The following is a 4,937-nucleotide window of genomic DNA, read 5'->3' as shown; positions in this document are numbered from 1 at the left end:
CCGGGGCACGGGGTCGAGGGCTGGGGGGCGGGTGGGGTGCGGGACGGGGGGCTGGGTGGAGGGGTGGTTAGGGGGTTGGGAAGAGGAGGTTGATCAAGGCGTTGGGGTTTGTGGGGGTGTTGGTGAGGCGGCCCAGGGCGATGGTGGAGACGAGGGCTCGGGCGGCGACTGTGGTGTCGTGGGGGCGTAGCTCGCCGGTGGCGATGCGGGTTGCCAGGAAGTCGCTGATGATTCGCTGGCCTTCGGTGGCGAAGCCGGTCAGGTTGGGGCGGGCTCGGCCGGCGTCGAAGAACAGCGACATCAGTTGCGCGTTCTCGGCGAGCGTGCGGTCGAATCCTTCGAGCAGGTCGGTGAGGACTTCCCGTGCCGGCCGTTCGGCGGACCCTTCGCCGACCAGGTTCCTCAACTGGGGCAGGAATCCGCGCTCGCTGAGCAGAGCGACGACGAGCGCTTCCTTGCTCTCGAAGTAGTGATACAGCAGCCCGGGTGTGACACCTGCGGCCTGCGCCAGCGCCTTGACCGACGTACCGTCGACGCCACGCTCGGCGAACAACTCGAGCGCCGCGTCGAGCAACTGCTCGCGACGCCGTACGGCCTGACGGCGGCGGTTGCTCTCGGCCACTGGTTCCACCCGCGTCATTCTGGCAGGGGCGCCACGTGTTCCGGCCGCACGCCCAGCCCGATGAACCTCCCCGTGAGTCGGGTCAGCACCGGGGCGAAACGCAGTACCCGCAGGAAGAACGGCTGGTCCTTCCCGTAGAGCCCTTTGATCACCGAGCCCTGGAACCGCTGCGTCACCGCGGCGGGGAACGTCCGCCGGCGCTGGAACTTCTGCAGTACGTCGACCCCGACCCCACCGTTCCGGACCGCCGGTCCGATCAGGTTCGCGGCCGCCACAGCGTCCTGGATCGCGAGGTTGATCCCTACCCCACCGGCCGGCGACATCGCATGTGCCGCGTCGCCGATGAACAGCAGCCCCGGCCGCCACCATCGCGTCAGTCGGTCGATCCGCACGCTGAGCAGATGGATGTCCTCACCGAAGAGGGTGATCTCGCCGAGCCGGTCGGACAGTGTCGGCAGCAGTACGGCGACCTGATCGCGGAACGCCTGGATTCCACGCGCCTCGATCGCCTCGGCCTGCCCCTTCGGAAACGCGTAGGCCAGTTGCCAGTACGCCCCGCGGTCGACGGCGACCAGGGATCCGCCCGGACCACTCTGGAAGAACGGCGCCGTCTCGTCCGTACGACGCGAGACGCGGAACCAGAACACGTCGATCCCCGGCGCCACCGAGACCGGCGTGAGCCCGGCGATTTCACGGAGCGTGGAGTTCCGCCCCTCGGCCGAAACGACCAGTTCGGCACGGACCTCCAAGGGCCCGTCCGGCGTCTCCGCGCGTACGCCGACGACCCGGCCGTCCTCCGAGATCAGGTCGGTCACGGTCGCCTGCCGGATGAGCCGGAATCCGTCGTACGTCGAGGCCTTCTGGGCCAGGAAGTCGAGAAAGTCCCACTGCGGCATGAAGGCGATGTACGGCGAACGCACCGGAAGCCGGCGGAAGTCCGCGATGGTCAGCACCCCGTCCGGCGTGCCCATCGTGACCTGCTCCATCCTCCGATGGGGCAGGTCGAGGAACTCGGCCGCCCACCCGAGTTCGTACATCACCTCGATGGTCGAGGGGTGCACCGTGTCGCCGCGGAAGTCACGCAGGAAGTCGGCGTGCTTCTCCAGCACGATCACGTCGACACCCTGCCGGGCCAGCAGCGCGCCGAGCATCATCCCCGCCGGGCCTCCGCCGGCGACGGCCACCGTGGTCGATTCCCGCGTCATCGCAGCTCCTGAGATTGACTAAACGTTCATTCAACAGAGTACACAGAGCTGCGCCACACGGCAGACCCCGGGAGATCAGCGGCGCTGGGTGGTGGAGTGAGGGAGGACGCGGTCGAGGGTGAAGATGGTCGCGGCCGCGACGAGGGCCAACGCCGACAGGGCCAGCCACGGGAACTCGTGGCGGACCTCGAAGAGTTGGGCGAAGAAGGCCGGCGCCAGGACGCTCGCGAAGGTGAACGAGTACTGCCAGTAGGACAGGTACTTCCCTTGCCCCACCACCGGCGCGACAGCCGCAGCAAGAGCATTCGACGTCGCGGCATGCAGTACGTCGGCGAAGGCGAATACCGCAGTGGCCAGGATCAGACCCGGCACGACCAGTGCCGTAGGGATGTGCAGCAGCGACGCCATCAGCACGCCCCAGACGGCCCACGTAATGCCGGCGACGATCAGCACGTTGGTACGACGCCGGTTCTCGGTGTGCCGAACCACCAGAGTCTGTCCGGTCGCCAGTACGACGGACACCGCGGCCAGCAACGCACCGACCAGCCACTTGGGTGCAGGCAGCGCATCAGCGACGTACACGGGGAGTCCGACGCCTATCAGCATCGTGCAGAGGGCCAAGATCGTGTTGGCGCCGATCAGGACCAGGAACGGCTTGTCCCTGCGCAGCAGCGGCGCCGGGCCGGAGTCCTGCACCGCACGCTTGTGGTGGGACGGGTGCAGCCGCAGCAGGAGCAGGCCGGCAAGGAAGAAGGTGACCGCGTTCACCGCCATCGCGATCAGGAACGGGGTGTCGCCGCCCGCAGCCAGCAAGGCACCGGCGGCCAGTGCACCCAGACCGAACCCGCCGGCCTGCATCATGCCGCCCAGACCGAACCACCTGTCGCGGTCACCCTCATCTGCCACGTCCGACAGCAGACTGAAGATCGACGACCAGAACACCCGTTGGCCGAACGTCATCACCAGCGCGCACAGGAACAGCACCCACACCGACCGGCCGAGGAAGAACCCGGTGAACGCCAGCCCCTGCGCGAACTGCGACCCCACCACCAGGTTGCGCGGTCCGATCCGGTCGATCACGACGCCGACCGCGGCCGGTGCGGCGATCGAGAACAGCGTCGCCACGGTCAGCAACGTGCCCGCCGTACCCAGTGGGATCTCCGCGACCCGCACGAAGTACAGCAGTAGCAGCGGTCCGGCACAGCCTCCACCGAACGAGTCGATCGCCAGGCCGGCGAGCAGCGGGAAGCGACCGCGGATGTTCGGGAGGCCGAGGGACGTGGCTGTAGGCATGACAGAGTGCTCCGATCGCATCGACTCGGCCCACTCGCAGCGCAGCTACGAGACCACTCCACCAGGGGTTTTCCCCTGACTACAGTTGGGGCTCTCGGCCGAAAACAGTAGCAAGACCCGGCCGAGAGCCTCCAATCAATTTCAATCCGCCACGGGGTCTGCCGACGGCACGCGCCGTACCGACACATGCCTGAGCGGCCGCCAGGCCGCCGCGGTCATCAGCACCATCCCGACGAAGGCACTGGCGAAGGGAGCGGCCAGGCCGAAGTTCTGAGCCAGTACGCCGCCCAGGCCCGAGCCGATCGCGGCACCGCCCACCGAGGCAAGCAGGTACACGCTGTTGACTCTCCCCATCAGCGGCTCCGGTGTCGCGAGCTGCCGGGCGGTCGTGGAGACGATGCCCCACACCACCGCGTGGACGCCGAACACCGCCATGGTCGCGCCGGCTACCCAAGGACTCCGGGTCAGCGCCAGGATCAGGTGCACTGCCGTCTCGATCACCAGTCCGGCCCGCAGCAGGGTCAGTGAGCCGACACGTGGTTCCAGCAGGTGGTAGACCGGCATGCCGAGCAGGCCACCGACCGCACCGACCGACACCAGCAGCCCGAACTGCGTCTCACTCAACCCCAGCCGCTCACGCGCGAACAGCACCCATGTGGCGAAGGCAGCACAGAAGGTGATGTTCATGACGAGGATCGAGCACGCCAGGGTCCGCACACCGGCGTGCGCCCAGAGCCAGCGAATCCCGTCGCGTACCTCGGTCCAGAGCGCCGTACCGGCCGGCTCGGGGAGGGGCGGACGTACGGCGACCCGTGCGATGAGTGCAGCGGCGGCGGCGAAAGTGACAGCGTCGAACACCAGTGGCACACCCGCACCGACGGCGAACAGCAGCGCACCGAGCGGCGGGCCACCCAGCTGCTGCAGCAGCGTGCCACTGGCGAACAACCGGGCGTTCGCCTTCCCCAGATGCTCCTTGGGTACGGCGCTCACCAGCAACGCACCGGATGCGTTGTCGGCCAGCGTCTCCGCCGTACCGAGCAGGAAGAGGGCAACGTAGATCGCCCACAGCGGTGAAGTGCCCAGCAGTACGGCGATTCCGAGCGCGCCGAGCACGGTCGCGCGGAAGACGTCGGCGGCAACGATCATCAACCGGCGGTCGAGCCGGTCGACGAGCGCCCCGCTGAACAAGGCGAACAGCAGCCACGGCAGCTGCTGGACGAACGCGGCCGCACCGACCGCGAGCGGTTCCCGGGTGATCGAGGCGACCAGCAACGGGCCGGCGGCAAGCATCGCGCCGTCGCCGAGGTTCGAGATGAGCGCGGCCGGCCAGATCTTGCGGAAGTCCGGTCCGAGTTCGGGCGGCAGCAGAAACGTACGGAGGGATCGCATACGAAAGCTCCAGAGGGCATGACGGGACAACCTGACAACCGGCGCCGCTCCGGCGCCGGCGGGAAGGTCCGGTCAGCTGCTGATCAGCGAGCCGACCGGACGGTGTGTGCCATGTCCTCGAACAGCCGAGACATTGCCCTCACCTCCGTCCGCGCAGTCGGGCGGCCCGTCCGCCTCTCCGCAGACCATACAGTCCGCCCCCCTGTCCTCGCACGCCCGTTCGCCCGGCGCCGACCGCCGCGCTATCCTCGACGATCGGCGACCACGTCACGTCGCCTGGAGGGTTCGCATAGCGGCCGAGTGCGCTGGTCTTGAAAACCGGTAGGGCGGGTGACCGTCCTCGTGGGTTCGAATCCCACACCCTCCGCTCTGTGATGTCTCAGGACATCGGCGACAGGTGAACCCACGATTTGTGGGTTCACCTGTTC

4 protein-coding genes and 1 tRNA gene are annotated in these 4,937 nt (G+C 68.2%); 1 reads left to right on the top strand and 4 read right to left on the bottom strand.

Going from position 1 to position 4,937, the window contains the following annotated elements; translation table 11 throughout:
• Window positions 1–67 precede the first annotated feature (67 nt).
• The 4 genes from ACYVOK_RS22750 to ACYVOK_RS22735 all read right to left on the bottom strand — a co-directional run bounded on the left by ACYVOK_RS22750 (window position 68) and on the right by ACYVOK_RS22735 (window position 4,509).
• On the bottom strand, window positions 68–631 hold the full coding sequence (locus tag ACYVOK_RS22750; RefSeq protein WP_460664532.1) for a TetR/AcrR family transcriptional regulator: 564 nt from the start codon (window positions 629–631) through the stop codon (window positions 68–70).
• 5 nt (window positions 632–636) lie between these two features.
• Entirely contained in the window at window positions 637–1,827 is a 1,191-nt protein-coding gene (locus tag ACYVOK_RS22745) for an FAD-dependent oxidoreductase (RefSeq protein WP_460664531.1), read from the bottom strand.
• Window positions 1,828–1,902: 75 nt separating this feature from the next.
• Window positions 1,903–3,120 carry an MFS transporter gene (locus ACYVOK_RS22740; RefSeq protein ID WP_460664530.1) on the bottom strand — a complete coding sequence of 406 codons (1,218 nt, stop codon included), beginning with the start codon at window positions 3,118–3,120 and terminating at the stop codon, window positions 1,903–1,905.
• A gap of 141 nt (window positions 3,121–3,261) precedes the next feature.
• Window positions 3,262–4,509 (bottom strand): MFS transporter, encoded by a 1,248-nt coding sequence (locus ACYVOK_RS22735; protein ID WP_460664529.1) that lies wholly within the window; start codon window positions 4,507–4,509, stop codon window positions 3,262–3,264.
• 278 nt (window positions 4,510–4,787) lie between these two features.
• Between ACYVOK_RS22735 and ACYVOK_RS22730 the strand changes: the two genes are divergently transcribed.
• A tRNA-Ser gene (locus ACYVOK_RS22730) sits at window positions 4,788–4,876 on the top strand.
• The last annotated feature ends 61 nt before the right edge of the window (window positions 4,877–4,937 follow it).

The sequence above is a fragment of the Kribbella swartbergensis genome (assembly GCF_054784135.1).
This window is presented reverse-complemented; position numbering and strand designations above follow the sequence as displayed.